The 7,146-nt window shown below is 67.0% G+C and carries 6 protein-coding genes; 2 read left to right on the top strand and 4 right to left on the bottom strand.

What is annotated here, in order from left to right; translation table 11 throughout:
- The first annotated feature begins 62 nt into the window (after positions 1-62).
- Positions 63-1,427: a hypothetical protein gene (locus AOK16_RS09145; RefSeq protein WP_055471742.1), complete on the top strand. Its 1,365-nt coding sequence runs from the start codon at positions 63-65 to the stop codon at positions 1,425-1,427.
- A 273-nt stretch (positions 1,428-1,700) separates the two neighbouring features.
- Here the strand turns inward: AOK16_RS09145 and AOK16_RS09140 are convergent, their stop codons facing one another.
- The 3 genes from AOK16_RS09140 to AOK16_RS09130 all read right to left on the bottom strand — a co-directional run bounded on the left by AOK16_RS09140 (position 1,701) and on the right by AOK16_RS09130 (position 5,156).
- The gene (locus tag AOK16_RS09140) at positions 1,701-3,266 is read right to left on the bottom strand and encodes an RICIN domain-containing protein (RefSeq protein WP_055471741.1); all 1,566 of its coding nucleotides are present in this window, start codon (positions 3,264-3,266) and stop codon (positions 1,701-1,703) included.
- Between the two features lie 235 nt (positions 3,267-3,501).
- Complete coding sequence (locus tag AOK16_RS09135) at positions 3,502-4,107, bottom strand: response regulator transcription factor (protein WP_055471744.1); 606 nt, start codon at positions 4,105-4,107, stop codon at positions 3,502-3,504.
- Positions 4,108-4,118: 11 nt separating this feature from the next.
- Entirely contained in the window at positions 4,119-5,156 is a 1,038-nt protein-coding gene (locus AOK16_RS09130) for a sensor histidine kinase (RefSeq protein WP_157859155.1), read from the bottom strand.
- 471 nt (positions 5,157-5,627) lie between these two features.
- Between AOK16_RS09130 and AOK16_RS09125 the strand changes: the two genes are divergently transcribed.
- The gene (locus AOK16_RS09125) at positions 5,628-5,858 is read left to right on the top strand and encodes a DUF397 domain-containing protein (RefSeq protein ID WP_055471743.1); all 231 of its coding nucleotides are present in this window, start codon (positions 5,628-5,630) and stop codon (positions 5,856-5,858) included.
- 89 nt (positions 5,859-5,947) lie between these two features.
- Here the strand turns inward: AOK16_RS09125 and AOK16_RS09120 are convergent, their stop codons facing one another.
- The gene (locus AOK16_RS09120) at positions 5,948-7,048 is read right to left on the bottom strand and encodes a Gfo/Idh/MocA family protein (protein ID WP_055471739.1); all 1,101 of its coding nucleotides are present in this window, start codon (positions 7,046-7,048) and stop codon (positions 5,948-5,950) included.
- Between the last annotated feature and the right edge of the window lie 98 nt (positions 7,049-7,146).

Raw genomic sequence — 7,146 nt, 5'->3', positions numbered from 1 at the left:
GGTGGGGGGTGCACAGGGGTGGGTCGTAGAGGGTGAGTCCAAGAGTTCAGCAAGGGAAAGCCATGGGAATCACGATCGATCTCGTTGTTCACACCAGCCGCCGGCAGGTCTTCGAGGAGGCGGCCGGAGCCCTGGCGGGGGTCGCCCTGCGGTGGACGACGTACGAGTACGAGCACGAGATCCGGGCCCGCGTGGCCGAGTCGCTGTCCCGGCACTGCCCGGACGGGCTGATGCTGGGCGCGGTCCCGTACGACGCGTGCCGCGACCTGCTGCCGGACGGACTGCCGGTGACGGTGACGGCCGGCTCGGGGCTCGATCTGGCCCTGGCGTTCTCGCGCGCCCAGGCGCGCGGCTGGGCGCCGACGCCCGTCAGCATCGACACGTTCGCGCCGGAGGTCGTCGCGGAGGTGGCCGAGGCGCTGCGGCTGGACCGGTCCGGGATCGGCTGCCTGCCGTACGCGCGGGAGCGGGACGCCGCGGCGATCACCGAGTTCCACCGGCGGTTCCTGGAGAGGACGGGCGGGGGCTACGTGATCTCCGCCCGAACCGAGGTCGTCCGGCGCCTCGCCGGCACCCTGCCCGTGCTGAACGGCGCCCCCGTACCGTCCGGGGTCCGCGCCGAACTGCACGCCCTGGCGCTGCGGATACGGTCGGAGCGGGCGGACGGTGGCCGGTTCGCGGCGGGCGTGTTCCGCGTGGCACGGGGCGAGGGGGCGCTCCCGGTCTCGGACCTGGAAGTGGACCGCCGCCGCGCCGCCCTGATGAACCTCCTGTTGAGCACCCCGGAGTTCGCCGACGCGTGGATCGAGAACCGGGGGCGCCGGGGCGTGGTCGTCTTCGCCCACAAGGCGCTATTCGAACGCCTCACGCGCGGCTGGCTGTCCGTACCGGCGCTGGGCCGGGCCGAGGAGTCACTCGGCCTGACCGCCGCCGCCGGGTTCGGCATCGGCGGGTCGGCCAGGACGTCGGTCCTGCTGGCCGAACGGGCGGCGGCGCGGGCGGAGTCGGAGGGCGCCCCCTGCGCGTACCTCTTCGAGGACGGGGGCGTCGTGATCGGCCCCATGGGCCCGGGCTCGGCCGCCCCCGCGGAGGGCTTCGACCAGGGCGCGGCGGAGGAGGACGGCGAGCGCATCGAGGAACTGGCCCGCTCGGTGGGCCTCAGCCCGACAACGTTGTCGCGGCTGGCGGCCATGGAGCGCGTCCTGGAGGGCAAGGCCTTCTCCCCCAGCGACCTGGCCAGCACGCTGGGCATCACCGATCCCAGCGGCCGCCGCCTGGTCCGCAAGCTCTCGACCCATGGCCTGGTCACCGCGGAGGGCATCGCCCGCACGCACCGCAAGGGCCGCCCGACGCGGTTGTACCGGCTGGGGATCGACAGCGCCATGGAGCGGATCGAGCCGGGGCGGGGGTCGCTGGTGAACGCGTGACGCCCTGGCGACCGAGCCGGGCGGCCACCCGCTCGGCCGCCGCTGCGGCGGCCCGACCGCTTGGGCCGCCCACGCAAAACGCTCGGCTGGGAAACCCCAGCCGAGCGTCTGCATGAACTGCTCACGGCCCGATCAACACGACCACGTGTTGCAACGACCCCCTCGAATCCGCCGATCGGTCCGGGTCTTTGCAGTGGGCGAGGTCATGTACGCCTGATGACCTCGCCCTGCGCAACCTGTTGTAACCGAACGGGCGTCTTCAGTGGGGATTCCTCACGCCGTGGGCTCGATCTCGACGGGTTCGTCGTCGGGGAGATTGGGCATGGTCAGCCCGTCCCGGATCAAGCCGACGCGCCAGCGCTGATTCTTTCCTCCAGCGCTCGGGGAGTGCGTGATGAGGTCGGAGCCATTCGCCTGCGAGCCGCCGGATACGTCGATGGCCTTACCACTCGCCTTGTTGATCAGCTGGTAGTACCCGTCTCCCGCAGGGGAGAACTTCCAGAGGTTTCCTGCGTTGTTTTTGAAGCAACCACTTTGAACGACCACCTGAGAAGTTTGAGAACCTGCGGTCATGCACCTTTCGGTGCTCGCAGACTGGATCAGGAAGTAGCCGTCACCGTCGGGGTCCCACAGCCGCCACTTCTGGTGGTTGGCGGAATTGTGCTCCCACTGGACGAGCGAGGCCTCAGGGCGACCCTGTCCGTCAGCGAACTTGCCGCTGTGCTTGACCGACAGATAAACCTCCTGGCCGTGCTTGGGAACCTTCACGGTCGACACGCTCATCCGGGCTGTGCCGCTGGTGCTGCCGGAAGCCGGAAGGTGGTAGTCGTTGCCCGGTGCGATCCCCAGGCTCCGCTGGACGTAGAGGACGACGTCATCCCTGTCGATGATGGTGGGGTCGTGGTCCAGGACGTTGATGTCCACGGTGGCGTTGTTGCCTGTGGTGTAGACAATCTGCTGGTCCAGGAGCATGTCCGAGTTCTTGGGAGCACCCATCGTCATATCGCTGGGGCGCTCCCACAGCGCCTGACCGTTGATCTTGACGTGGCCATAGAGGTCCACCTCATTCTCACCGCCGCCGGACGTGGTCGCACGAGTGAGCTGGATCTGCTTCAGATTGCCGTTCAGCAGTGCGGTGAGCGCCTCGTGGAGGCGATCCATGTGAGCGTCGCCGTAGGGGTCGAATGCATAGCTCGACAGGGCGCGGAAGTCGAGTACTCCGACGTGCTCATCGTAATTCTCGTCGCCCATGTCCTGGAGGACCTTCTTGGCGGCATCGGTGATCATCTGCTTCTTCGCCTGGATCACCGCCTCCTTGACCAGTTCCAGGTAGGGCCGGTTCCACTGATTCTCGTACTGCAGAGGCTCCAGGAACCCGCTTCCCTGCTGCCGGAGCACCTCGGCCCTGACTTCCTGGTGTGAGCCGGACCCTCCGACGTATGACTTCAGGAGGTTGCCGTCCGCCTTGATGGCGGCGCGCTTCGGCTCGAACCAGTCGCGCATCTGGTCGACGTACGCCTTGTACAGCACGGCGAATATGTTGTCGGTGCAGCCGTTGATGGTTGAGCCGATGGCGGCCCCAATCCACTGGCCTGCGCGACCGGACTCCCACATGTCCTTGTACTTCTCGGCATCCAGGTTCTTCAGGATCTTCTTGTATTCCTCGCAGGCGCCAGCCCTGGGCTCAGGCGCGTCGGCGACAGCGATGGATGCGGTGCTGGAGTCCTTGGACTGGGGGGCTTCGCTGGCGACAGCAGTGGACAGCGCGGATGTTCCGAGGATGGTGGAGACGGTGATCGCGATGCCCGCGGTGACACGACGCTTGCGCGACGAGCTCATGGGGGTTCCTTACCTTGTACGGCTGGCTCGAGGAGTTCCCGCTTCAGCTGGTGTCGGAAGCGGACAAGTACAAGGTTCGCCGGGCATCGGCGGCAGCGGCAGTGCCAGACAGGCACCACTTCCCTATGAGTTTTTCACACCCCCGACGGGGCCCTACCGAACGTGGCGGAAGTGCGCCGTGCCCCGCGGCCCTACGCCCGGTGCGGGCGTCGCTGCAGAACACTGCCCGGGGGAGTCACAGCCACCTGTTCTCCCGAGCGATACGCACCGCATCGACGCGTGTGCGGGCGCCCAGTTTGGAGCGGATCTCGGTCAGGTAATTGCGTACCGTCCCTACGGCGAGCTGCAATGACGCGGCGATCTGTGGGCTGCTGTACCCCTCGGACGCGAGTTGCAGGATGCCCCGCTCGCGCGGAGTGAGAGGATTCTCGTCAAGGCGCATGGCCTCTGACGCCAGGCTCGGATCCAGGACTCGCTTGCCGGCGTGGATATCCCTGATGGCCGCTACGAGTTGGGTGGCCGATGTGCCCTTGGTGAGGAAACCATGGGCGCCGGCCCGAACCGCGGAGCGCAACGTGGCGGGATGGTCTATCGCGCTGATGATGAGAACCCGACAGGTCGGCAGAGCGCGCTGGAGAGCGGCGCAGACAGCCGTGCCTTCCGCCCCGGGCATGACCATGTCCTGTACCACCACGTCCGGGCGCACGGCAGTGGCAACCGAAAAGACGGCATCACCGCGGTGGACTTCAGCGACAACCTCGATGTCCGGTTCGATGCTCAGTCGGGCCACCAGTGCTTCGCGCACCATGTCCATGTCTTCAGCAATGAGCACCCTGATCACGGATCCGGACACTATGCCACCTCGTTAGCGGCAATCTCGACATGGATGCGAAAAAATCCGCCTGCGGTGGGCCCGTAGGACATCCGTCCACCCACGGCGGCGATTTTCGAGGAAATTCCGTGCAGGCCCGTTCCATCCATATTCATCTTGCCGTGCGCGCCGTCGTTTTCCATCGTCATCGTGAATCTTTCGGCCGCCAGGGAGGTAGTAAGGGTACATTCACTGGCTGCGCTGTGTTTGAGGATGTTGGTCACGCATTCGCGTAGGGTGCGCGCCAGCACCTCGTTGGAAAAGCGAGGCTCCGCACCTATACGGAGTCGGCAGTGGATACCGGCTGATTCCAATAGCGCGATGGCGCCACGGAGTTCCTCGTCAAACGTCAGTTGACGATGTCCGGTGGCCACGTCGCGAAGTTCGCAAGTACTCGATTTTAGCACTTGCTGCATTTTCCGCAATTCCTCGAGGGCTCGATCTTCGTCGCCGACCTGCACTGCGTGCTCAACGAGTTCGGCTCGCAACGCGGCTGCCGCAAGGCTCTGCCCCAGGAAGTCGTGCAAGTCGCGGGCCATACGCAGCCTTTCTTCGACGACTGCCGCCTGCGCCAGTTCCTGACGGGATTTCTCCAGCTGTCGAGTGACGTTCATGGCATAGACGACCGCATAGATCACCAAGGAAGAGAGCCCTGCGACCGTGAGGTGGTAGATGACAGATCTGATGCTCTCGCCGAACCACGCCAGCACCAGAGCTTCCATGACCAGCACAGCAATAAGCGCCATCCAGGACCACGATCGCCCGATCGTCACGACGGCCCAGCCGAGCAGCACGGCAGTGTCTGCCCAGACGAGCCCTACCCAGGGCAGCGGGAGATAGACCGCGACGGCAAGCACGGCCAGGCACCGAAGGGGAAAGCGGATGTGCGGGCCCGCGTCCCGGCCGAGCTGATATGCCACCAGTCCTACGGTGACCAGGATGCACGCCTTGCCCAGGACGACAACTCCCCAGTGCTCCCCCGACCACAGCCAGATGCCGGGATTGATGACGAAGATCACCGCAAACGCGAGGATCCCGACGACTACGAGAGCAGTGGCACGCAGTTGTGTCGGATCATCGCTCCACGTAAACGTTCGGCGAAACAGACGGGTCATCGAGCCGTTCCGTCCAAGAGGAGCTGCTGAAGTGTTTTCGCTTCCATAAAAATTGTCTGCAAAGGATCAGTTGGGACCCGGTACGGGACGGACGCTGCCCGGCGCCGACCTGTCGCCATGAGTAACGCACACGTGACACAGGGCGATCTATCAGTTATCCGCCTAAAGGGGCATCCATGATGATAGACGCCTTTACTCGAGCCTGATGCCGGGCGCATCACGTACGTCGCGGGCGTGGTGGGGGCGGCGGAGGACGCGGCCGTATCAGGCAAGCGCGCCCGCCGCAGCGCGGCTCGCGGGACCGCTCCGGAGGCGATCTTCCTTCCCCGTAGCATGGTCGGCGTACGTGATCTCTGCCGGAAACTGGAGGACTTGATGGCCGACGCCAAGGAGAAGGAGTGGCTGTACGGGCTCGACCTGTCCGGTGCCGAGTGGGTGAGCCCTCCCGGCAGCCCGGAGAAGGGGCGCGTGGAGGTCGCGTTCCTGGAGCGCGGCGCGGTGGCGCTCCGCAACTCGGATGACCCCGACGGGCACGTGCTGCGCTACACCGAGGGTGAGTGGCGGGCCTTCGTCCTCGGCGCCAGGGACGGCGAGTTCGACCTCTGAGCTCCAGCTCGGCCCGGCGAAGCCGGCCATCGCGACCCACACGCGGTGGTCGGCCCCGCGCACCGGCCGGCGTCGTTCGGCGGCCGGGGTCACTCGGCGGCGGCCCGCAGGATGCCGAGCATCAGCCGGGTGTCCTCCAGTGCCTCCCGTCCCGTCGTGATCGGCCGCAGGGCCGGGGTGGTCACGCAGGCGTGGAAGTGGCACAACTGGGCCTTGAACGCCTCGTGATGGGAGCCGCGTACGGTCCGCTCGACCGTGGGCGGCCGGGCCTGGCCCGGCGATGGCGTCCCCTCGTCCTCGCGTATCCGCACGGTCGCGGGGACGTGACGGAGGAAGGGGTTGGACAGGTCGAGCTCCACGGTGCGGTCGGCTCCCCAGACGGTGAGGTTCTCCTCGAAGAGATGGGCGGACGTGGTCCCGCCCTGGAACACGCACTGCAGTCCGTCCGCGTAGTGCAGCAGTGCGGTGAGCGTGCTCCCGTCGTCGGAGACATGGGCCTTGACGGACGTGGGGGCGGCCGGGAAGGCGGCGCGGAAGACGTTGATGTCGTGGCTCCAGACACCGAACATGTCCATGTACGCGGCCAGCAGTGCGGGGGACGCCGCGCCGAACTCGGCCCGCACCTTGGGCAGGCGCCCGTCGGCGTCGGAGGAGGCCGCGGTTCCCGCTCCGGTCGGCCGCTCGATCCGCTGGAGTTCCGGAATGATCCAGTTGCCGTAGTCGGGTCCCACGACGACGTGTACGCGCGCCATCCGGGGCGCCGAGGTCCGGCGGATCTCCGCCAATCCCCGCTGCACTCCGCTGTCGTGGCGCTTCATGTACCCGACCATGAGTTTCGCGCCCGTGCGTTCCGAGGCGCCGACCAGTCGCTCGGCCTCGGCGAGGGTGTAGCACAGGGGCTTCTCGGTGAATGTGTGGATGCCGCGGTCCAGAGCCATGAGCGCGGGGCCGAAGTGGTCCTTGTTGAGGACGAGGACGGCGTCCAAGGACGGGACGGCGTCCAGCAGGGTCTCGAACGACTCGTGCACCCGGGGCACCCGGTACCGGGCGGCGACCCGCTGGGCGAGCGCCTTGTCCTGGTCGCACAGCGCGGCGATCTCGAAGCGGTCCTCCAGCTCGGCGAGGTACGGCAGGTGCATGAGTTGGGCGATCATGCCGCAGCCGAGCACGCCGACGCGGATACGGGGCACGGTTCACTCCTTCGAGTCGGACGGTGGGGCTTCTTCCCGGCACGGTTCGAACCGGTGCCGCACGGCCGTCGCCCGCCGCACGGCCGTCGCCCGCCGCA

This window comes from Streptomyces pathocidini (assembly GCF_001418495.1).
GTDB lineage: Bacteria > Actinomycetota > Actinomycetes > Streptomycetales > Streptomycetaceae > Streptomyces > Streptomyces pathocidini.
Note: the sequence above shows the minus strand (reverse complement) of the source record. Positions and strands in the feature narration are given on the sequence as shown.

Excerpts from the sequence above, each read along its gene's own strand:
- AOK16_RS09145 (WP_055471742.1), top strand. The coding sequence starts at position 63 with ATGGGAATCACGATCGATCTCGTTGTTCACACCAGCCGCCGGCAGGTC.
- AOK16_RS09140 (WP_055471741.1), bottom strand. The coding sequence starts at position 3,266 with ATGAGCTCGTCGCGCAAGCGTCGTGTCACCGCGGGCATCGCGATCACC.
- AOK16_RS09125 (WP_055471743.1), top strand. The coding sequence starts at position 5,628 with ATGGCCGACGCCAAGGAGAAGGAGTGGCTGTACGGGCTCGACCTGTCC.